Origin of the sequence: Bacillus cereus group sp. BceL062, from assembly GCF_051780025.1 — a bacterium.
In the GTDB taxonomy this organism is placed as follows: domain Bacteria; phylum Bacillota; class Bacilli; order Bacillales; family Bacillaceae_G; genus Bacillus_A; species Bacillus_A toyonensis.
In genome coordinates this window covers 498,165-518,530 of record NZ_JBPWGY010000003.1, presented here as the reverse complement: position 1 = coordinate 518,530, position 20,366 = coordinate 498,165, and the positions used below count along the sequence as shown (strand labels likewise).

Here is a 20,366-nt window from a genome sequence, read left to right as displayed (position 1 = left end):
AATTACAAATCAATATTAGTCATATGGTAATCAGGTTATATAAAAACATATAGTATCAGTTTATATTATTACGTTACTAAACAAATTGCTTATTTAGTAACGAGTTTGTGATTTTGGTTTTTGTGCGTATGTTCGTTTTAGTGTTCAAATTCTCAGCTGCGTCTGTATTTACTAATGTAAAAACTATACCTTCTTTTAAACTGAAAGTACTTGCTAAGTAATGTTTGTTATTTCCTGAATTTTTTCATTCAACAAGTTCCTTAGAGCTTTTGTATAGTGTACAAACTATCATTTTTAGAGAGGATAAAGGTATTAACATCGTGTAAATACCCTAGCGATTTGAATTATATATGTGTGTTAACACGTTGTAACTATCTTTTTGTGAAATTCTTAATTTTAAGCAAGATTATATATCTGGTCTAGAATTTTTAGTATTGTCTATTGCACACAATAAAAATGAGTGTTGACATTAAAAAAACTTAGGGTTACTATTTGTTTGTGGTGTTTACACGGTGTAAACACTTGGAGTGATGAAGGGAGAGAATTTTTCAGTTGAGGTAATTTACTATAGAGTAATTTATATTGTATCTATATAATCTTTTTATAAAGATAATCAGATTTATATTCGTGAATATATATTACTCAAAAAAGGAGAGATAGAAAAATGAAGTTAAAACCGTACATAATCGCTTTCAGCCTATCTGCAATTCTAGCATACAATACTATGTTAGTTTCTGCCGATAGCACAGAACAACCTATTGTTCTCGGGTATACCTTATATGGTACATCCACTGATTCTCTAAAGGTAACACAACCAGCGATGAATCAAGTATCAACAGATAACTTTTTCTTTTATGCAGATGGTACTGTGCAAGGGGAAGCACCTAAAGAAGTATTGTCCTATTCGCAAAAAAATAAAATAAAAATTTATGCAGCTTTATCTAACTTTAATAATGATATTAATTACTTTGACGAGAATTTAGCTCATAACGTTCTTTCTAATTCAGGGAAAAGAACAAAATTAATAAATCAAATATATAATATAGTTGTTAAATATAAGTATGATGGCGTAAATATTGATTTAGAAAATATTAAGCCAGAAGATCGGGACTTACTTACTACTTTTGTAAAAGAGACATCAAAAAAATTCCATGGTTCAGGTCATTCTGTTATGGTATCGGTTCCTGCCAAGAATGAGGATGATCGTGAGAATACATGGACATGGCCATTTGATTATGCTCAATTAGGTGAAAATGTAGATTTTCTTCAAGTAATGACTTACGATGAACATGGTACATGGAGTCAACCAGGATCTACTATTAGTAAGCCATGGTTAGAAGAAAATCTAAATTACACTACTAGAGTGGTAGATAATAAAAAAATTATTATGGGTATCCCTGCATACGGAAATGATTGGGATTTGAGTGATAAAAGTAATAGCAAAATGCTTGCTTGGAAGGACACAAATGAACTTATTCAAAAAACAAATGCAAAACCGCGTCGTGATGGAGCGTCTGGTTCGATGGTGTTTACGTATACGGATAAAAATAATCATAAGCATGAAGTTTGGTATGAGGATGAAACAAGTATTAAACAAAAAACTCACTATACAATCACAAAGAATCTTGCAGGGGTTTCCGTTTATGCAATAGGACAGGAGAATAAACAATTCTGGACAGCAGTATCTAGTGGCTTAAAATAATTCCTGGACATAATAATAAATCATATTTATTTTATAGAAATTATAGGTTATACTAAAGTTAGGTGCAAAAATGCACTGTTTGAAAAAGAGTGAAAAATAAAAAGGAATCCGTAAAGGGTTCCTTTTTGTTTTTTTCAATGAAGTAATATTCTAATTATCCCTGTCTTTTTTATATGCAAATGAACTCACTCATTATAAATTTAAAATGAATTTTGGGGAGATTTAGGAATTCTTGCAATAAAATATAGGACACCATTTTGGTTGTCTGCTCGTGGAACAAATGCCAGAAATACTTTTTAAGTAATTGGCTGTTCTTTTCCTTGCCAAAACCTTCAGTTATAGGAAGAGGTTCAATGAATTGCGTCTTAAGTATTATACGTTATACCCGAATAATTTTAAATCTTCTCCTGAGTCTGAAATTATCTTTTCGAACTGCAATCCTACTTTTTCTAAAAGCTTTCCTGAGGCGGTGTTATCTATTGAAGTAATTGCTACAATTCGTTTCAGTCCAAATTTTTGTACACCGTATTCGATTACCGCAGAAGCAGACTCGTGGCCATATCCTTTTGAACGGAATTTTTCTAAAAAGGCAAAGCCGATATCAACATCTTCTAATGAATCTCTTTTAATAAGACCGCACATGCCAAGTGGCGTGAGGTCTTCTTTTCTTACTACTAAGTAAAGGCCAAATCCGAGTTTGTTATACATATCGACTGGTCCGTTTACGATATAATTTTTTGCGTCTTCTAAGTTTCTAACCCCTTTATCGCCAATAAACTGAATCCATGCAGGATCGTTTACTAATTCAAGAATAAACGGAGCATCTTTTATATCGAGCCAACGAAGAGTGAGTCGTTCAGTTTCAAGAACTATCAATCTATTGCACCACCTTTAAATGTTATAACAATTAGTATGGATTGCGTAATACAAAAGTGCAACATATTTTAATTACGCTCTACTTGTTCACATAAAGTTCGTTTGTTTTGTATAAAAGGATATTTTATAATTAGATTTGATTGTAAAGAGTGAGATGCTTATACAATAACTCCTAGGTGACTAGGAGTTTTTACTATATAACTATCATTATTACTAAATATGACACACTACACATTCTACTCAAGGAGGTATATAATGAAAAAATTATATAATGCATCGTTTACGTATTTAATTATCGGTTTATTGTCAGGAATATTTGCTAGGGAGTATGGGAAGTATAAAGGGATTTTAGGCTCTACTTTATTAAATCTTTTACATACACATACACTTGTACTTGGTTTTTTCTTCTTTTTAATTGCTTTAGGATTAGCAAAAGTATTCGCGTTTCATGAAGTGAAAGGATTTAATAAATGGTTTGTTTTACATAACATTGCATTAACTTTAATGTTAGGTTCGCTGGCAGCGAGAGGGCTTCTTCAATTAAATGGAGAGGATTTTAAAGGGTTAACGTATATTGTAGGTTTCTCTCATTCATTGATGGCAGTTACTTTAATTTGGTTTATGTTGTTAATAAAGAAGTCATATAAAATGTAGTTTAAAAAGAACTTGTAGCGAGTGCTGCAAGTTCTTTTTTGTATGTTTAAAGTTAAAAATCTCATTTTTCTAATTATTTTGTATAAAAATGGTATACTTATTTTAAAATTAAAAAAGGAGAGTTAGTTATGGAAATAACAATTGAGCATTTAGTAAATGAATTAAAGGATATACTTCCTGAAGAGCGAGTAGTAATAAATGAGACAGTAAGAGAGTTACATAGTAAAGATGAATCTTACCATACTAGTAGTTTACCTGATGTAGTTGTTTTTCCAAAAACGACCGAAGAGGTTAGCGGGATAATGAAAGTAGCGAGTGAGCATAAAAGATCTGTCGTTCCATTTGGGGTAGGCTCTAGTTTAGAAGGACATGTAATTCCGTATGAAAAGGGAATCACAATGGATTTTTCTCTTATGAATAAAATACTTGAAATAAGGGAGAAAGATTTTCTTGTGAGAGTACAGCCAGGAGTGACCCGCTCTCAGCTCAATAAAGAACTGAAGAAATACGGTTTGTTTTTTAGTGTAGACCCAGGAGCCGATGCAACGTTAGGTGGAATGGCTGCTACAAATGCAAGCGGAACGACAGCGGTTAAGTATGGCGTAATGCGTGATCAAGTTCGTGATTTAGAAGTGGTTCTAGCTGATGGAGGCATAATACATACGGGGAATTTAGCAGCGAAGTCATCATCAGGTTATCATTTAAATGGTATTTTCGTAGGTTCAGAAGGGACGCTTGGATGTTTTACGGAATTAACTTTAAAAGTATATGGTATACCAGAGCATGTTATGGCTGCCAGGGCATCGTTTCCAACTATAAATGATGCAGTAGAAGCTGTAATTAACATATTACAAGCAGGTATTCCAATCGCGAGAATTGAACTCGTTGATGAATTATCTATGAAACAAGTAAATCATTACAATGAAACAAGTTACAGAGAAGAACCGACGCTGTTTTTAGAGTTTCACGGCAATGAAGCAGGGTTAAAGCAAGATATTGAATTTACGAAAGAAATCGTTCTTGATTATAAATGTATAGAAATTGCGTTTGAGACGGAAACAGCAGCGAGAAATAAACTGTGGGATGCAAGACATAACTTAGCGTACTCTTACGTGCATAGTTATCCTGGTAAAAAGCTAATGAGTACAGACGTATGTGTGCCAATTTCGGAATTAGCTGGCGCAATTCAACATGCGAAAGAGGTATTAGATAAAGTAGGCCTTATTGGTGGTATTCTCGGTCATGTTGGGGATGGGAATTTCCATGTACTCTTAATGATTGACACAAATGATAAAGAGGAAGTGAAGAAGGCAGACGAAATAAACGAAAGTATCGTTCTGTATGCTCTTAAACGAGGAGGAACGTGTACAGGAGAACATGGCGTTGGAATCGGAAAACGAAAGTATCAAGAAGAAGAACATGGGGCGGCATTATTTGTAATGGAGAAAATAAAGAAAGCTCTTGATCCGCAAAATATTTTGAATCCGAATAAGGTGTTTCAATTAAAAGATAGGGGCTGAGTGGATGAAAATACTAGAAGCGATAAGTAATATAGCTGGAAAGTATTTTGCATTTTGGACCGGCTGCTGCACTCCCAAGTGTATTAGCGGCAGTATGGCATAACATTGCAGGGCCAATATTAGCGACAGTTTGGTCAAAAATACAAAGGGGAAATTTATCAATAAATATAGAAAAATAAGAGATAAGCATTTCATTTGAAATAGAGGAATGATAAATAATGCAAAAACGTATTGTACATTTTGAAGGAATGGTTGTATTTTTAGCCACGATTTATATGTATTCGATATATGAATTTAGTTGGATTATATTTTTTGTATTCCTTTTAGCGCCGGATTTATCCATGTTAGCGTATGGGATCAATAATCACGTTGGTGCTAACATTTATAATTTATTTCACACATATATCATATCGATATTAATTGTTATCATAGGTGTTTATTTTAAGATAGATATAGTTATTATGATTGGTTTAATATGGATAGCACATATTGGAATGGATCGAATGTTTGGATATGGGTTGAAATATGAGACGGATTTTAAGGATACTCATATTCAACGGTTATAATTTATTTTGAGAAGAGGGATACGTTGAAGCAGAGAATTGCTATCGAAGAATATGATGTCAAATGGGAAAGTGAATTTAATAAAATGCACACTCTTATTAACAATGTAATGGAAGACAGCATTGTATCTATTGAACATGTTGGGAGTACATCTGTTAAAGGGCTTGCATCAAAACCAATATTAGATATTGATGTTGTAATAGAAGAGTACGAAATTTTTCATGAGGTAGTAAAAAAACTGGAGAAGATAGGGTACTATCATCAGTTAGAATGGAGCTTTAAAGGAAGAGAAGCGTTTGGAAGAAAGGATGCGTTCGTTCCATGGAACGAGGGAAATACAGTTTGGATGGAACATCATTTATATGTGTGTGATAAAAATAGTGAAGAGTTGAGAAGGCATATAGCGTTTCGAGATTACCTGCGTGAACATACTGAAGTAGCTAATGAGTATGGAAACTTGAAGGAAGAGTTAGCAAGAGAGTCGAAAAATCGATCGAGCTATGGCGAAGGTAAAACAGCATTTATTACAAATATATTTGGAAAAATAAACTAAGGTCGCATTAAGTACATGCGACCTATTCTTATTAAATTGAATGCTGCCACTATAAAATAATGACAAAATGGCCCTGTTGATTGATGCGATTACTAAATATAATAGGAACGAAAATAGAAAAGAGCGGAAAAGAGGGAGCTAATGTACATACCAAAATATTTTGCAATACAAGATGAAGAGATGAAGTACGAAACAATTGAACAAAATAGCTTTGCGACATTATTTTCTCAACATAACGGGGAACCATATGCAACGCATTTACCGTTGTTGCTAAATAGGGAAACGCTCACGTTATATGGTCACTTCGCACGTCCGAATGCACAGTGGAAAGATAGTGAGAATCAGCAAGTATTAGCTATATTTCAAGGGCCGCATAGTTACATCTCTCCGTCATGGTATGAAACAAACAAAGCTGTACCAACATGGAACTATGTTGCAGTACATGTATATGGAGAGTTAGAAGTTGTTGAAGATAAACAGGAATTATTAAATTCTCTTCAAGACTTAGTACATAAATATGAAGATCCACAGAGCACCTACTCACTTGATGATGTAGACCCGGATTATATGGCAGGGTTAAGTAAGGGGATAGTTGGGTTTAAAATAAAGATAAATAAAATAGAAGGAAAAGCGAAGTTAAGTCAAAATCATTCTATAGAGAGACGGAATTTAGTTGTGGAGAAACTTGAGAAAGTTGGTAGTGAGGGGAGTAAGAGGATTGCGGAGTTGATGAGAAAATAAAACCTGCATGAAAGGGAAATATTCTAAATAAGCGTATTTAAAAAGACCTTCTTAATTGAAGGTCTTTCATTTTTTAAAGTGCTTTTTCAGTTGTTGTTGAGTTGTAGTCTGTACTTACGCCAACGGATTGAACAAGGTCAGGTCTTTGTGGTGCAGGAAGATCAGCATGACCCGCTTGGTATGTAAATGAACTATGAATACCAGTAGCCAAAATACCGAAAACAGATAGTCCTAAAAAAACAGAGCTAATTTTTTTTATCATTTCAATGCCCCTTTCTCAAACGTTTTTTCTTTTGCTTGTAACGCTTTATGAAAATATTCACTTGCCTTAATGTGGTTATTTTCACTATAAAATTTAACAGCTAATTTTTCTGAGTATTCTTGAGTGTAGTTATATAATAATTCTTTGTCGAAAAACGTAATTCCTTTAAGAATAATTGTTTCTAATTCTTCAGAACCAACATTATTATTTAGTTCGTTTAGAATTTTAAAATGATATATATATTCTTCATTATTTAATTCCGTACAAATTTTTAACCCTTTTTGGATTAATCCTTCAGCGAAAATTGTTTCATCTAGTTTAGAGTGTTCTCTTGCTTGCAAGAAGAGAGCTTTGAAATGTGTAGGCTTCTTTTCAGTTACTTCTGATAGGTGACGGATTGCGAGTGTGGAGAGGTTTTGACTCGCATATAACCAACCCAAATTATTACGTACACTTAAAATTAATTCTTTTTCATTAGATTTTTGTAAAAGGTGTATTGCTGAATTATATTGTTCTTCCGCTTGTTCATATTGTTTTAAATATACAAATGAGGCACCTAATGTATTTTTACATAATCCAACTTTAACTTCGTAGCCAGTTTGTTTATCGAAAATCTCTTTAGCTTTAGTTGCATATTCAATGGATTCAATTGGTTGGTAAAAGTGATAATGGAAAATCGCCATTCGATAATAAAATTCAGCATGCTCTAGATTATCAGTGTTATTTACTAATAATAACTTAGCCTGTTCATAATGTTCGCTAGCTATGTTATAGTCTGTGGTTAAAGTTGCATAAATGCCTTTAAAGAAGTGATAGTAGTAAGACAGTGGATGGTTGGATGAGATTACGTAAGAATCTATTTTATCAAAGCTATCTTTTGAAATACTTAAACTATCTGTCAAAACTTTATGTCGAAACTCTAGTAAGGAATGATATAATGCTAAATTTTCATCTTCCTCGAAGTTTAGTTCCTTTTCCTCAATTTCATGCTTTAAGTTTGTCGCTTGGGATACATCTTGTTTTAGCATAGCCAAATACCAGTCATTAAATAATTTTGTAATTTGTTCATTACCTTGTAGTTGAACGTTCATGAAATCCCCTCACTTTTTGAATATTCTTATAAAATATAGTATCAAAAATAAAAATATTTAGAAATGATGTTTTATATTTCTCAATATTTGTTTAACAAGCTTACGAGTAAGTCTATTGGAATAGTGTAGAATTTGTTTTGGATTAAAGAAATGGCATCGAGGGATGTGCGTTTTAAAGTTTTAGTTGAGTGGGGGGATATAAAAAGGGTGCGTTCACACAATTGGTATGAACACACCTTGTTACATATTAAACAATCAAGTCCCACAAAAAGTACGATAAGGACGATTCGTCGGCGCAGGTGGAACGCAGTATTCGTCTTGCTCTGCAGAATAAGCATAAGGATTTGATAAAGCTTCAAGAAGTTTCTCCATTATGCTATAATCTCCATCTGTAACAGCTGCTTCTAATGCTTCTTCCACACGGTGGTTCCTTGGGATGATCGACGGGTTATTATTTTTCATCATCTCATAGGCGTTCTCTTTTGATTCTTCTTGTTTTTCTAATTGAGATTGCCACAGTTTGTACCATTCTTTAAATGCAGGACTTTCAAATAGAGCTGTATTTTCGATAGTATCAAGAGTTAAAGAACGGAAGGTATTTGTATAATCCGCTTTATATTTCTCCATCATTTTTAAAAGTTGCTCAATAAGTGATTGATCTTGTTCCTCGTTGCTAAATAGTCCTAATTTCTTTTTCATTCCAAGGAACCAATTGTTTTCATACTGTACGCTAAATTTTGAAATTTCGTCTTGTGCAATCTTTAATGCTGCTTCTTCATCTTCATGTAGGATAGGTATTAAAGATTCAGCTAAACGAGCGAGATCCCAAGCAGCCATATATGGTTGGTTTCCATATGCATAACGGCCTTGTGTGTCAATAGAGCTAAATACGGTTCCTTGGTCGTAATTGTCCATAAATGCACAAGGACCGTAATCAATCGTTTCCCCACTAATCGTTATATTGTCAGTGTTCATTACACCATGGATAAATCCAACAAGTTGCCATTTAGCGATAAGACTTGCTTGTCTTTTAATGACTTCTTGTAGTAATGCAGTATATGGATTTTTATGAGATTCAATTTCTGGATAATGCCTTTTGATTGTATAGTCAGCTAGTGATTGAAGATCCTCGGTAGAACTACGAGCGGCAGCATATTGAAATGTGCCAACACGTATATGGCTACTAGCAACCCTAGTTAAAATTGCTCCGGGTAACTTTGTTTCACGATATGTTGGTTCGCCAGTTGAGACAACTGCTAAACTTCGAGTAGTCGGAATATCAAGTGCATACATTGCTTCGCTAATAATATACTCACGTAGCATCGGACCGAGTGCAGCACGACCATCACCGCGGCGTGAATACGGAGTAGGGCCAGAACCTTTCAGTTGAATGTCAAAACGTTTACCGGAAGGAGTAATTTGTTCGCCAATTAAAAGGGCACGGCCGTCGCCTAACATATTAAAATGTCCGAATTGATGACCGGCATACGCTTGAGCTAATGGATGAGCTCCTTCAGGGAATGCATTACCAGCGAAAATAGCAATTTCAACTTCTTTTTTCAATTCTTCAGGATTAAAGCCGAGAGATATTGCTAGTGAATGATTTAGTTTAACTAGCTCCGGTGAACTTACGGGAGTAGGGGGGATTTCTGTATAGAATGATTGTGGTAAAGTCGTATAACTATTATCTAAATTCCAACCAGCTTCATTATTTTTAGTCATTTTATCTCCTCTTCTTTTGTAATTAGGATATGTATTTGTACGTATGTATTCTTTGTAAAGTTAACTAAAAGTATAATATAATATTTCCCCTTGCAATCTATTGTAAGGACTTCATTGCACAATGTCTATTTAACAGCAAATTTAAAACCTCCATTTTAAGAAAATGGAGGTTTTATTATTATTTCATTTTTACAATTATTTTTCCTTTTGCTCTTCCAGACTCTGAATATTCCATTGCTTTTTGAGCATCTTCAAAAGGGAAAACTCGATCGATTACAGGTTTGATTTGTCCAGCTTTAATATAGTTTGCAATAGTACGTAATTGATCCCCGCTTGGCTTCATAAATAAAAATGAATATTGAGCATTATGCTTTTTTTCAAGTGCGGTAAGTTTTTTGCTGGCTAATGAAAATAAGAGAGTTTTAAAGAATCCTGAACCAAATTCTTTACCGAAGCGAGCATTCGGCATGCCTGAAACGGAAACAATGTTTCCTCCGCTTTTTATAATATTGAATGATTTTTCAAGTGTTGCACCGCCGATTGTATCAAATACCGCATCATAATTTTTTAGTATATCTTCAAATTTCTCTGTTTTATAATTAATAATTTCATCTGCGCCAAGAGACGTTACTAAATTTACACCAGCTTCACTAGCAGTCGTTGTAACAGTGGCACCCATTATTTTTGCTAACTGAATAGCAAAAGTACCAACACCACCGGATCCAGCGTGAATTAAAATCTTTTGTCCTTTTTGTAATTGCATGATGTCATGTAATGCTTGATATGATGTTAAGCCAACGAGTGGAATCGAAGCAGCTTCCTCAAAACTTAAATTATTAGGTTTTAAAGCTATATCATCTTCATGAATGGCTATATACTCCGCGAAAGTACCAATCTTATTTTTTCTTGGGCGTGCATATATTTCATCACCGACTTTAAAGTTAGTCACTTTTGCCCCAATCTTTACGATGACACCGGAAAAGTCATTACCAAGTATTAGGGGCATTTCATATTTCAGTAACATTTTTACTTTTCCGTCGCGTATTTTAAAATCAATTGGATTAATGCTAGCTGCATGAATTTCTGCAAGCACTTCATACTCATTTATTTCAGGAGTAGGTACCTCTGTCATACGCATTGGGACTTTTCCATATCTATCAATTATCATTGCTTTCATTTCTTATACCTCCAAATACCGTATCTTTATTTCAATAAAAGTTGTGCAACAGCTTTTCAATATCTAACACAAGATTTTTTAATAAACCTAATTTTGTACGTATATCAATATAATAAAAGTTTTTTGTGCCTTCTTTTCGCATTAAAATAATACCAGCTTCTCGTAAAATCTTAAGGTGATGTGATACTGCTGGGCGGGAAAGGTGTGTTTGCTTCGTAATTTCTCCTACACGTAATCCGGTTTGACATTCCGTTTCCATGAGAACTAACAAAATAGCTTGCCTTGTTTCATCGCCAATTGCCAATAATACTTTTTGAGAATCAATAAAATCTTTTTTTATAACATTTAATTGTTCTTGTTTATTCATTTCAATCACTTTGCCTCCAATAAATTAGTCGAAAGGTTTAAGATGATGAACCATTGCATCGATACGATAATGCTACATGATTGTTGTATGAGCTGCAATATTGGGAAAGAAAATCGAGACGAATGAATTTTTTATTGTTGAAAATTATAGAGGGATAGAAAAGGGATTGGAAGGATTACATAACTCAATAGATGAAGTTTTAAAAATGAAAAATGATTTAACAATAAAATAAGCGATCGCAACCTTATATAATCCATAAGGTTATGATCGCTTATAATTTTTGTATTATTTCTGATTTCTATAATAAAACATGGCTCAACGTAAAGTAAGTTCTTTTGTTTTACTCTTTCATACACACACAATTCAGGTGGATTATAGATGTATGAAAAGGTAAAAGGGATTTTGGGGCGTAATCTATCTATATGATAATTCAAAATGAAATATAAGTCTATATTTTAATGGTTTTTTTAATTATATTTATGATACTGAGCTCAGAACAATGATGTGGAGGATAAATATATGAAAGCAAATTATGTACCAGTTTTAATTGTTGGAGGGGGATTATCAGGATTAGCGTCTGCGTTATTTCTTGCAAAACATAATATTAGGTACTTACTTATTGAAAGACATCCGTCTACTGCAATTCATCCGAAAGCAGGCGGGCTTACTTTACGTACAATGGAGTTATTTCGAGAATTAGGTTTAGAAAATAGAATTAAATTGGCGGGGACAGCACTAGAAAATTGCCGAGGAAGAATAGCGGTTCGTACAATAGCTGAGGCGAATAAGGAAGAATTGGAAAAAATGAGAGCCACTCAGTATGGAAACGATGAAAAGTTACTTCAAAAAATAGAAGAGATTAGCGCATCAAAACAAACTGCTTGTTATCAAATTATTTTAGAAGAAATGATGTTACAAGAAGCGAAGACATTAGGCGGAGAACTATCTTTTTATCATGAATTAATTTTATTTGAACAAAATGAGAACGGGGTAAAAGCAACGATTCGAGATCGTGAAACAGAAAAAGAGAGTGTCATACATTGTGATTATGTAATTGCAGCAGATGGGGCGAAAAGTAAAATACGTGAGCAGTTAGGGATTAAAACTGAGGGTCGTGGAACCATTGGTGGCTATTATATGAATATTTATTTTGAAGCTGATTTAAGTGAGTTTATACAAGGAGACGCATTCGGTTTTTCTATGGTACTTCATCCGGAGGTTCTTGGTGCACTCATCCCGGTTGATAACGTAAAAAAATGGATTTATCATGTAGCCTACGATCCATTAAAAGGAGAGGGGCCAGAGGATTTCAATATAGAACGTTGCAAACAAATTATTCAAACAGCAATTGGAAGTACAAATGTTGAATCAGAAATATTAAGTGTTCTACCGTGGGAAGCGAGTGAAAGTACAGCGATAAAATTTCAAGATAATCGCATTTTTTTAGTTGGTGATTCTGCACATATTATGCCGCCAACAGGAGGATTTGGTTCAAATACGGGAATACAAGATGCGCATAATTTAGCCTGGAAGTTAGCTGCTGTTATAAAAGGGAAAGCAAAACCGAAATTGTTAGAAACATACCATGATGAGAGATACCCTGTTGCAAAATTAACGACGGATTATGCGAGTAGTTTATTATTTCGTGCTGCGAATAGAGAGGAAGGCAGTTTGAATAATATGGATGGTTTAGCTGTAACTGTTGGGTATCAGTATTGTTCAGAGGCGATTATAGATGACTCCAACACTCCGCATAGAATGGATGTAGTAGAGTTGAACGGAAGACCTGGCACGCGAGCACCACATTTTTTTGGGGCGTATGAAGGGAAAGAAGCTTCTATACTAGACTTATTCGGTAACAATTTTGTATTACTTACAGGAATAGAAAATTGTTCTTGGGATGAAGCTGCACATGATGCTTCATCTAAATTAGGAATAAATATAAAAGTGTATCGAGTTGGTCTAAGTGGAGACTTTATTGCTCAAGAAGATGTTTTTAGCAAATTATATGGGATAGAGAATGGAGGTGCTGTATTGATTAGACCTGATGGCTTTATAGGGTGGCGTTCAGGGAAAGAGGTTATATCTCCAATAAACACAGTACTTGAAGAGGTTATGAACAATTTATTATGAAATTTTCAAATAAATAAGGAAGTGTGGTTGTATATAAATTATCCATTTTTTAACTAAGAATTGTAAAAAATGAAAGTTATTATAAAAGATAATAATATTATGTAAATAAAATAGTTGATAAAAACAAAAAGACATTATAGCTAATCATTGTCCATAAAAGTCTGAGCAGTGTGGACTAATACTCAATGGAGGATGCATAAAACTTGGTTGATTGAAGTTTTACTTTATTAAAAAATCATATTCACAAAATTTAATAGGTTTGGTATGATTAATTTCGACAAGTTAATAGAGGCCGGAGATATTTGAGAAAAGCCATAAATTTATTTAGGGATACAGGAGTGTCCTCTAAATAAATTATGGCTTTTTTTATTGAATGAACCGTACACAATAGGGAGTTACATGTGAAAAGGAGGCTATAGGAATGAAATAGTTTTCTTTATTAATAACATAGAGAAAATATATTTGTAAGATTGGAATTTTAATATAGGCTTATAAAAATAATGAAAGTATGTCTTCTATTTCGTGTAAATCTCATTAGCTTGTTGAAATTTGCAACGTAGGAAGGGTTAGAAGGATGAGAAAAATTATTAGCGTTTTAGTTATTTTCTTTATGACGGGAAGTATCTTTGCTGGGGGAGCTGTTCATGCGAAATCAGAAGGGAAGCATGAATGGAATACGAATAAGTTTTTAAATATTGCACATCGCGGAGCAAGTGGACATGCACCTGAGCACACTTTTGCTTCTTATGATTTAGTGAAAAAAATGAAAGCGGATTATTTGGAGTTAGATATTCAATTAACTAAGGATGGCCAATTAATTGCAATGCATGATACAGCAGTTGATCGCACTACAAATGGTACAGGGGAAGTACGAGATAAAACATTAAGTGAAATAAAAAGCTTAGATGCAGGATCTTGGTTCAATAAAGCTTATCCAGAAAAGGCTAAGCAAGAGTACGTTGGTCAAAAGGTTCCGACTCTTGAAGAAATCTTCCAAAAGTACGGAAGAAGCATGAAGTATTACATTGAAACAAAATCACCAGATGTGTATCCAGGAATGGAAGAGAAATTATTAGCTTTATTAAAAAAATATAATTTAGTAGGTCAAAACATGTCTTCTAGCCGTGTTATGATTCAATCATTTAGTAAAGATAGCTTAACAAAGATTCATAGTATGAATAAAAATATTCCGTTAGTTCAACTGCTTTGGTATTATCCAAATGAAAACAATGAGATTGTTGAGTGGTCTAGTATTACACATGAACCGAAAAGTGTAACGAATGATGATTTTCAAGAAATTAAAAAGTATGCAGTTGGTATTGGGCCAAACTTACGAAATGATAACGGAGAACTAATTATTGATGAGTCATATATGAAAATGGCTAGGAAAAATGGACTGTTAATTCACCCGTATACAATAAATGAGAAACCAGATATGAGATTGTTAATTAAATGGGGTGCTACAGGAATGTTTACAAATTACCCTGATCGATTACATAGTGTGTTAAAAGAAAAATAAACGAGATAGGAAAAAGAGTATACCAATGTTTTTGGTATACTCTTTTTTATAATATGAAATAGAATTTTCTACTTTTATGCTAGATTATAGTAATAGGATACATATTCTTCTAGACCATGAACCTCTTTTTCAGGTGGCTCAATACCACCTTTTCTACCGTAGCAAACATTTCTCAAGTATTCTCCAAAAATCATAGAGCGACTCTTTTCATTTTCCATCCAATTATATCTATTAATTATAAACTCACCATCGAAGCTTGTATCAAATATATATGGGATACAAGTAATAGTTTTAGGTAAATGTTTTTTTAATACTCTATATTGCCGACCAGCTCCTAAACTTTTGCATACAAATAGCAGCCGATTAATCTTTGTGAAATCAAAAATCTTTTTCGCTTCAATTATATTAGCGATAGAATGGAGGGAGTTTGTTTCGAACATGATAGCATCTTTGGGTACGCCATGTTCAATTAATTTATTTACAATTACTTCTGCTTCTGACAAATCCCTGTAATTCCAGCTCGGATGTTTCATACCATGTAAACTAGTACCACCTGTAACGATAATTTGATTTCCTAAACCTTGTCGATAAGCTTCTAGAGGAGTTTGCCAATTGCCAGGATGAGAACCGCCGAAAACGAAAATTGCATCACATTTTTGTGGTGTTATTTCTTTTAGAAAAGTGATTTCTGTAATTTGATCGATTTGTTTTTTCGTAAGAGTAGGGACATCAGGATATTTAGGGATTACCATTTGAAAACCTCCTATATAGTGAAATGATAAATTCATTATATAGCGATTTTGTCAGGTGAAAAAAGGGAAACTTTTCATTTGAAAGTACCTCTTTTAAGATAACTCTCCAATAAACCAAATCTCTTTTTTATCGATTGCATCTTCATCATAAATGACTTCTTGAAAGTGCAACAGTTGGGTAGTAGGGCAAATTGAAATTCCACATGTTTCCCAAAAATTAATTTCATTTGAAAGAGGGATCCATTTTTGAGATTCATTATTTCTATTGAAAAAATTTTGAAAGTAGTCATTGTTTTTAAATACGATAATTTGCGATCTCCATAAATTTTCTATAGAAATTATAGTAACAACTCGATATGTATGTGCATCACTCGGTTTTATTTTAATTAAATGATTTACTCGATCTATTAAGGTTTGTATACATAATCGTTTTACTTTTCTAGGTGTTTTATGAGACTCGATAAAAGCTTGTGAAACAGGTAAAGGCATATACCAATATTCATCATGATAGAAAGTAGAAGGGAATGTATTCGTATATTCCTCAATTCGTTTTATCATAGTGTTTGTTTTTCGTTTCATACCACGTATTTTCTTTTCACGCATTGTGGATCATCTCCATAAATTTTTGTAATGCAGCTGAGTGAAAAATATCTTTTCTAGTAATAAAAGTAGTAGGGATTTTTTTGAAGCTATTTGGTAAAGGGTTGAATGATACGTCATGTTTATGACCATTTAAAATAGATTTCATCATAATTGCTATGCCCATACCTGATTTTACACATGCGAGTATCGCTTCAATCGTTCCAAACTCTAAAACTCGTTTAGGTGAAATTCCTTCTTCTTGAAGCCAGTCTTCTAATAACCTTCTATAATAGCACCCGTGACTAAAGGTAAGTAAATTCATGTCTCCTATGTCTTGGAAAGAGGATAAAGGATTTTTGCTAATGAGAACTAATTCTTCTTCACGAAATACATTTGCACGAAGTTCAGCGTGCTGAGTAGTTCCAGCGATAAATGCTCCGTCTAGTTTTCGGTCTAATACGAGATGGGTTAGCTGTTCCGTCGTATTTGTTTCTAAAACTAATTCGACTTGTGGGTAATTCTCATAGTAGTTCGCTAATATGGAAGGAATCCGAACAGCTGTTGTGGATTCTGTACATCCGATTTTTAAAGTGCCTTTTGGTTCGGTTCCATTACTTTGGACCGCTTTAACAGATTGCTCCATTAAGTGGATGATTTGTTTTGCGTATGTTAATAAAATCTCGCCGTTAGAAGTTAAAGTAACACCTTTTCCATTTCGATAAAATAAAGGCACACCTAATTCGTTTTCTAGTTGTTTCATACGCATCGTTACGCCAGATTGCACATAGTTTAAATTTTTTGCTGCATGAGATATATTTCTTTCTTTTGCAACTTCGTAAAAAACAGTTAAATCTTTTATGTCCACGTATCATCCCTCCGAAAAAGGTATCAATTTTTTTGATGGATTATATGATTAATATTTATTTTATATGATATCAAAAATTTCATACAATGGAAGGGGATGGAGGGATCTTAATGTTAATGAAAGAGAATGTGAACAGTACTTATAAGTGGATGATGTTAATTTTTGCGACGATTGCTCAAACGACAGCGACACTTATAACGTATGGTGTCGGAGCTTTCGCTTTATTTTGGAAGGAAGAATACGCACTTACCAATATGGAGAGTGGGTTATTAGTAAGTGTTGTAAATATTGGACCGCTATTTTGCATGCTTTTTGTTGGGAAGCTACTTGATCAATATAATGAAAAGTGGTTAATTACTATCAGTTCATTTTTACTCGGAGGTTCGCTCTTACTGACTAATATAGTAAATGGATTTAAAGGGTTACTCTTTGTCCTTTTGTTAGTAGGAATGTTTTATAGTGTTTCCCAGCCGGGAGGAAGTAAAGTGATACTAAAATGGTTCTCAAAAGAAAATCGTGGGTTAGCAATGGGGATCAGGCAAGCCGGTATACCGATTGGTGGTGTACTAGCGGGAGTATTAATTCCGTTACTTGTAATAAAATATAATTTGTCTTATGCGATACATGTAATAGGAAGCATTTGTATAATAGGTGGTCTTTTATTTTCTATATTTTATCGAGATTCATGTGTTCGGAAGGAAGGGAAAGAAGAACGTATAAAAACCTCTTTTTGGGTGCAGTTAAAATCAGTGATGCATAAAAAAGCGTTGTATCCAATTTATATAACTGGTATTTGCATGATTTCATTACAAATGGTGTTAGTTGGACATTTTATAAATTTTTTAGTAATGGAACAATCAATTACACCTATTTTAGCCGGAAAAGTATTTTCAGTTATGTTCTTTTCTGGAATGATTGGTCGTATTACATTGGCAGCTGTTAGTGATTTGTGTTATAAGGGAAACCGGCGCATCCCTTTATTTATATCGGTCTGTACTTCTATCTGTTTTATTCTTATGTTAGTAATGAATATACATACAATAAGGAGTGAGTTCTTGTATGTTGTAAGTGCATTGTTAGGGTTCTTTTCGATTGGCTGGTTCAGTCTTTTTATAATTGAAGTTGCAGAAACGGCAAGTGAAGAATCTGTAGGGATGACAGTGAGTTTTGCTCTGACATTAAATCAAATTGCTATTATTGTTGCACCTGTCTTATTTGGGTATATTGTAGATCAGAAAGGGTATACGTATGCGTGGTTGTGTATAGTTGTATTACTAAGTATTTCAGTACTCAGCTTATATAGGGAGAATAAAAAATAAAGGAAAGTTAGCAATGTGAATTTTTGGTGAAGAAAATATAAAGAAATGCCATATGAGCGACATTTCTTATTGAATATGCTGTATAATCAAAAAAAGAAAATGAGATTCGTTTTCAATTACGTTCATTTCCTCTTTTGAAATTACCTGTAATTTTAGCCATAATCAGTTGTTGTTCTTTATCGTTATTTGCATGATTTATTTTGTTTAAAAATTTTTCAGCGTCATTTCCTTTTAAAAGCATAATTTGTTTTCCGTAATATTCAATGAAAACTATATTGTTCTTTGTTATCCGATAATGAAACATTCTATCATCTAAACGATTGCGTCTATCGGTATTTTTCATATTACATCTCCATTCTGTATGATGTGTAATAAATGTTACATAAGAAATTGAAATTATAGTCAGGTGCATCCGATTGTATGCTGGATATTTTTTAAGAAAGAAATACAATAGAGAGTAGTTGAAAGTTGAATGTGATAAAAAGGAATCTAATTTAAATAAAGAGAATAGCAAGTAATATTATAAAATATCTGAAAATTAAAAGATATAGAATAGAATGGATGCACGTTAAGTGAAACTAGAAAAAGAGGGTTCCTATTATGTTAAAGAAATGGTTAATCGTTTTCTTTATTTTTGCTGTTTTTTGTGGGAGTGTCGTTGCACTAATACATGCAAAGAAAGATAAAAAATATGATATAAAGGCATTTTCGAATATAATTGATAAGCAAAAGGACGAGCAGCAAGAAGTTAGTATAAACGAGAAAAAACGCTATGAAAGTGCAGCGGGAAAACTAGATCAATATTTAAAAGATAAAGGGTTTAATGGGAGTGTTCTAGTAGCTAGCAAAGGTCATGTGATTTTACGAAAAGGTTACGGCTATGCGAATGTGAAAGATAAAATGTTAACAACGCCAAGAACGAAGTATCGTATCGGTTCCATTACGAAAACAGTCGTTGCGATATCTATTATGCAACTAAGAGAAAAAGGGAAATTAAATATTGAAGACAATGTCAATAAGTATATTCCATCGTTTCCGGCAGATAAAAACATTACGTTACGAAATTTGTTAACACATACGTCCGGGTTACCAGAACAGGGGCAAGGGAGTGTTGATGCAGCGTCACGTTTAAAGTTAGTAACGTGGATTGGTGCGCAAACGTTACAATTTCCTGCAGGGACAGGATGGAAATATACAGATTATAATTATATGGTGTTAGCGTATATTGTCGAAAAGACTACGAATAAACCGCTTGCTGAATATGTGAAAGAAAATATTTTTAATCCTGTTGGAATGCATGAATCTGGAATGGGGGCAACTCTACCGGAAGATATTTTCTTAGCAGAAGGTTATACGAAAAAAGATAATGAATTAATAGATGCGCCTCGCTTAAAAATGAACTGGCTATATGGTTGTGGTGAAATGTATACGACTGTTGAAGATATGAAAAAATTAGATGAGGCTATTATGGATGGGAAATTGCTTTCTAAGCAAGGCTTATCTGATATGTTTACTGTATCACCTGCAAGAAAATATGGATTTAGTTTCTATATTTACCCAGACTATTATCATAATCATGGGGTATTAGCTGGTTGGAACACATTTAATAATTTTAACTGGGATAAACGAACGTTTGTTATATTATTCTCTAACGTACAGAATGGTATGAATGATACGTTTAATCAAGAGTTTAGAAAAATGGCGAATGATTTAATAGAAGAAAAATAAATGTTTAAAAATCGGTATTGATATGAAATGATCAATACCGATTTTTTTATTTAATAATGTTTTATTTAGTGAACAAGCAAGTATGAGAAGGGAGTAAGATTAGAATAAATTTATGAAGGAAGTTAAAAATAGTAATGTTAAATAGAGGGGGTTACTTTGTGAATGCCCTCTATTTTTATTGGAATTTTACGATTATCACGTGGGAGAATAATTGGTAATTTTTACATCGATGAAAAAGC

20 protein-coding genes and 1 pseudogene are annotated in these 20,366 nt (G+C 33.3%); 11 read left to right on the top strand and 10 right to left on the bottom strand.

What is annotated here, in order from left to right:
• The first annotated feature begins 664 nt into the window (after window positions 1-664).
• The gene (locus ACS2MN_RS10925; protein ID WP_000769448.1) at window positions 665-1,702 is read left to right on the top strand and encodes a glycosyl hydrolase family 18 protein; all 1,038 of its coding nucleotides are present in this window, start codon (window positions 665-667) and stop codon (window positions 1,700-1,702) included.
• A gap of 372 nt (window positions 1,703-2,074) precedes the next feature.
• Here the strand turns inward: ACS2MN_RS10925 and ACS2MN_RS10920 are convergent, their stop codons facing one another.
• The gene (locus tag ACS2MN_RS10920) at window positions 2,075-2,578 is read right to left on the bottom strand and encodes a GNAT family N-acetyltransferase (protein ID WP_098709962.1); all 504 of its coding nucleotides are present in this window, start codon (window positions 2,576-2,578) and stop codon (window positions 2,075-2,077) included.
• A gap of 255 nt (window positions 2,579-2,833) precedes the next feature.
• On the opposite strand from ACS2MN_RS10920, the gene ACS2MN_RS10915 reads away from it, so the two are divergent.
• The 6 genes and pseudogenes from ACS2MN_RS10915 (at window position 2,834) to ACS2MN_RS10890 (ending at window position 6,610) form a co-directional block, all read left to right on the top strand.
• Window positions 2,834-3,232: a DUF2871 family protein gene (locus ACS2MN_RS10915; RefSeq protein WP_098709961.1), complete on the top strand. Its 399-nt coding sequence runs from the start codon at window positions 2,834-2,836 to the stop codon at window positions 3,230-3,232.
• Between the two features lie 128 nt (window positions 3,233-3,360).
• Window positions 3,361-4,752, top strand: coding sequence for an FAD-binding oxidoreductase (locus ACS2MN_RS10910; RefSeq protein ID WP_098709960.1), 1,392 nt, complete (start codon window positions 3,361-3,363; stop codon window positions 4,750-4,752).
• Window positions 4,753-4,802: 50 nt separating this feature from the next.
• A pseudogene (locus tag ACS2MN_RS10905) lies at window positions 4,803-4,931 on the top strand (transporter); the annotation flags it as partial.
• Between the two features lie 39 nt (window positions 4,932-4,970).
• Window positions 4,971-5,318 carry a DUF4260 domain-containing protein gene (locus ACS2MN_RS10900; RefSeq protein ID WP_001172067.1) on the top strand — a complete coding sequence of 116 codons (348 nt, stop codon included), beginning with the start codon at window positions 4,971-4,973 and terminating at the stop codon, window positions 5,316-5,318.
• Window positions 5,319-5,341: 23 nt separating this feature from the next.
• Window positions 5,342-5,869 (top strand): GrpB family protein, encoded by a 528-nt coding sequence (locus ACS2MN_RS10895; RefSeq protein ID WP_000813516.1) that lies wholly within the window; start codon window positions 5,342-5,344, stop codon window positions 5,867-5,869.
• A gap of 141 nt (window positions 5,870-6,010) precedes the next feature.
• A complete protein-coding gene (locus tag ACS2MN_RS10890) occupies window positions 6,011-6,610 on the top strand; it encodes an FMN-binding negative transcriptional regulator (RefSeq protein ID WP_000275802.1) in 600 nt (199 codons plus the stop codon).
• Window positions 6,611-6,683: 73 nt separating this feature from the next.
• On the opposite strand, the gene ACS2MN_RS10885 is transcribed toward ACS2MN_RS10890, so the two are convergent.
• From ACS2MN_RS10885 to ACS2MN_RS10865, 5 genes are all read right to left on the bottom strand, one after another.
• Window positions 6,684-6,872, bottom strand: a complete 189-nt coding sequence (locus ACS2MN_RS10885) for a Phr family secreted Rap phosphatase inhibitor (RefSeq protein WP_000592018.1) — start codon at window positions 6,870-6,872, stop codon at window positions 6,684-6,686.
• Window positions 6,869-7,963: a hypothetical protein gene (locus tag ACS2MN_RS10880; protein WP_346994451.1), complete on the bottom strand. Its 1,095-nt coding sequence runs from the start codon at window positions 7,961-7,963 to the stop codon at window positions 6,869-6,871. Before ACS2MN_RS10880 ends, ACS2MN_RS10885 begins: the two co-directional genes overlap by 4 nt.
• A gap of 255 nt (window positions 7,964-8,218) precedes the next feature.
• The gene (locus tag ACS2MN_RS10875; RefSeq protein WP_098710294.1) at window positions 8,219-9,685 is read right to left on the bottom strand and encodes a protein adenylyltransferase SelO; all 1,467 of its coding nucleotides are present in this window, start codon (window positions 9,683-9,685) and stop codon (window positions 8,219-8,221) included.
• Window positions 9,686-9,863: 178 nt separating this feature from the next.
• Window positions 9,864-10,862 (bottom strand): NADP-dependent oxidoreductase, encoded by a 999-nt coding sequence (locus ACS2MN_RS10870; RefSeq protein WP_000646450.1) that lies wholly within the window; start codon window positions 10,860-10,862, stop codon window positions 9,864-9,866.
• 31 nt (window positions 10,863-10,893) lie between these two features.
• A complete protein-coding gene (locus tag ACS2MN_RS10865; RefSeq protein WP_000571879.1) occupies window positions 10,894-11,238 on the bottom strand; it encodes an ArsR/SmtB family transcription factor in 345 nt (114 codons plus the stop codon).
• Between the two features lie 510 nt (window positions 11,239-11,748).
• Here ACS2MN_RS10865 and ACS2MN_RS10860 point away from each other — a divergent pair.
• Together ACS2MN_RS10860 and ACS2MN_RS10855 are read left to right on the top strand one after the other, a co-directional pair.
• Entirely contained in the window at window positions 11,749-13,362 is a 1,614-nt protein-coding gene (locus tag ACS2MN_RS10860) for an FAD-dependent oxidoreductase (protein WP_142336582.1), read from the top strand.
• A gap of 574 nt (window positions 13,363-13,936) precedes the next feature.
• Window positions 13,937-14,881: a glycerophosphodiester phosphodiesterase gene (locus ACS2MN_RS10855; RefSeq protein WP_001226354.1), complete on the top strand. Its 945-nt coding sequence runs from the start codon at window positions 13,937-13,939 to the stop codon at window positions 14,879-14,881.
• Between the two features lie 74 nt (window positions 14,882-14,955).
• Here the strand turns inward: ACS2MN_RS10855 and ACS2MN_RS10850 are convergent, their stop codons facing one another.
• The 3 genes from ACS2MN_RS10850 to ACS2MN_RS10840 form a co-directional block, all read right to left on the bottom strand.
• Window positions 14,956-15,633 (bottom strand): YdcF family protein, encoded by a 678-nt coding sequence (locus ACS2MN_RS10850; RefSeq protein WP_087948780.1) that lies wholly within the window; start codon window positions 15,631-15,633, stop codon window positions 14,956-14,958.
• A 93-nt stretch (window positions 15,634-15,726) separates the two neighbouring features.
• Window positions 15,727-16,236: a DUF3916 domain-containing protein gene (locus ACS2MN_RS10845; protein WP_001208338.1), complete on the bottom strand. Its 510-nt coding sequence runs from the start codon at window positions 16,234-16,236 to the stop codon at window positions 15,727-15,729.
• Window positions 16,229-17,080, bottom strand: coding sequence for a LysR family transcriptional regulator (locus ACS2MN_RS10840; RefSeq protein WP_087948779.1), 852 nt, complete (start codon window positions 17,078-17,080; stop codon window positions 16,229-16,231). The genes ACS2MN_RS10845 and ACS2MN_RS10840 overlap by 8 nt, the downstream gene beginning before the upstream one ends.
• Window positions 17,081-17,166: 86 nt before the next feature.
• Between ACS2MN_RS10840 and ACS2MN_RS10835 the strand changes: the two genes are divergently transcribed.
• Window positions 17,167-18,399 (top strand): MFS transporter, encoded by a 1,233-nt coding sequence (locus ACS2MN_RS10835; protein ID WP_140154009.1) that lies wholly within the window; start codon window positions 17,167-17,169, stop codon window positions 18,397-18,399.
• Window positions 18,400-18,511: 112 nt separating this feature from the next.
• Here the strand turns inward: ACS2MN_RS10835 and ACS2MN_RS10830 are convergent, their stop codons facing one another.
• On the bottom strand, window positions 18,512-18,742 hold the full coding sequence (locus tag ACS2MN_RS10830; protein ID WP_346994453.1) for a hypothetical protein: 231 nt from the start codon (window positions 18,740-18,742) through the stop codon (window positions 18,512-18,514).
• Between the two features lie 257 nt (window positions 18,743-18,999).
• Between ACS2MN_RS10830 and ACS2MN_RS10825 the strand changes: the two genes are divergently transcribed.
• Window positions 19,000-20,127 carry a serine hydrolase domain-containing protein gene (locus ACS2MN_RS10825; protein WP_346994454.1) on the top strand — a complete coding sequence of 376 codons (1,128 nt, stop codon included), beginning with the start codon at window positions 19,000-19,002 and terminating at the stop codon, window positions 20,125-20,127.
• The last annotated feature ends 239 nt before the right edge of the window (window positions 20,128-20,366 follow it).

What these genes read in the sequence shown, in the direction of transcription:
- ACS2MN_RS10890 (WP_000275802.1), top strand. Translation starts at nt 6,011, where the DNA reads ATGTACATACCAAAATATTTTGCAATACAAGATGAAGAGATGAAGTAC.
- ACS2MN_RS10870 (WP_000646450.1), bottom strand. Translation starts at nt 10,862, where the DNA reads ATGAAAGCAATGATAATTGATAGATATGGAAAAGTCCCAATGCGTATG.
- ACS2MN_RS10835 (WP_140154009.1), top strand. Translation starts at nt 17,167, where the DNA reads ATGGAAGGGGATGGAGGGATCTTAATGTTAATGAAAGAGAATGTGAAC.
- ACS2MN_RS10900 (WP_001172067.1), top strand. Translation starts at nt 4,971, where the DNA reads ATGCAAAAACGTATTGTACATTTTGAAGGAATGGTTGTATTTTTAGCC.
- ACS2MN_RS10910 (WP_098709960.1), top strand. Translation starts at nt 3,361, where the DNA reads ATGGAAATAACAATTGAGCATTTAGTAAATGAATTAAAGGATATACTT.
- ACS2MN_RS10885 (WP_000592018.1), bottom strand. Translation starts at nt 6,872, where the DNA reads ATGATAAAAAAAATTAGCTCTGTTTTTTTAGGACTATCTGTTTTCGGT.
- ACS2MN_RS10830 (WP_346994453.1), bottom strand. Translation starts at nt 18,742, where the DNA reads ATGAAAAATACCGATAGACGCAATCGTTTAGATGATAGAATGTTTCAT.
- ACS2MN_RS10915 (WP_098709961.1), top strand. Translation starts at nt 2,834, where the DNA reads ATGAAAAAATTATATAATGCATCGTTTACGTATTTAATTATCGGTTTA.
- ACS2MN_RS10860 (WP_142336582.1), top strand. Translation starts at nt 11,749, where the DNA reads ATGAAAGCAAATTATGTACCAGTTTTAATTGTTGGAGGGGGATTATCA.
- ACS2MN_RS10850 (WP_087948780.1), bottom strand. Translation starts at nt 15,633, where the DNA reads ATGGTAATCCCTAAATATCCTGATGTCCCTACTCTTACGAAAAAACAA.
- ACS2MN_RS10875 (WP_098710294.1), bottom strand. Translation starts at nt 9,685, where the DNA reads ATGACTAAAAATAATGAAGCTGGTTGGAATTTAGATAATAGTTATACG.
- ACS2MN_RS10880 (WP_346994451.1), bottom strand. Translation starts at nt 7,963, where the DNA reads ATGAACGTTCAACTACAAGGTAATGAACAAATTACAAAATTATTTAAT.
- ACS2MN_RS10925 (WP_000769448.1), top strand. Translation starts at nt 665, where the DNA reads ATGAAGTTAAAACCGTACATAATCGCTTTCAGCCTATCTGCAATTCTA.
- ACS2MN_RS10855 (WP_001226354.1), top strand. Translation starts at nt 13,937, where the DNA reads ATGAGAAAAATTATTAGCGTTTTAGTTATTTTCTTTATGACGGGAAGT.
- ACS2MN_RS10845 (WP_001208338.1), bottom strand. Translation starts at nt 16,236, where the DNA reads ATGCGTGAAAAGAAAATACGTGGTATGAAACGAAAAACAAACACTATG.
- ACS2MN_RS10825 (WP_346994454.1), top strand. Translation starts at nt 19,000, where the DNA reads ATGTTAAAGAAATGGTTAATCGTTTTCTTTATTTTTGCTGTTTTTTGT.